Below are 242 nucleotides of genomic sequence, written 5' to 3'. Positions count from 1 at the left end.
GGTGCGTGACGATGATGTTGGGGATGAACTCGCGCAGCTTGTCGACGGTCGGGCGCGTGTTCTCGTCAATGTTGACGATGACGTGCGTGGGCGCAAGCTCGCGCAATTTGTCGAGCTTGACCGTCTTGGTGCCGCCCACCTTGGGCACGTTGCGCACGGCCTCGCGCGGGTGGATGCAGAAGCCGGTGCGGGCGACCAGCTGATCGCCCAGGTCGAGCGAGAACAGCAGGTCGGTAATGGAC

1 protein-coding gene is annotated in these 242 nt (G+C 64.0%); it reads right to left on the bottom strand.

All coding sequences use genetic code 11. The annotated features are described in order from the left end of the window. On the bottom strand, positions 1-242 hold a 242-nt coding region (locus ACVA58_RS28580; RefSeq protein ID WP_446513604.1), incomplete at both ends, for a helical backbone metal receptor.

The organism is Photobacterium sp. DNB22_13_2 (assembly GCF_052873915.1).
This window is presented reverse-complemented; position numbering and strand designations above follow the sequence as displayed.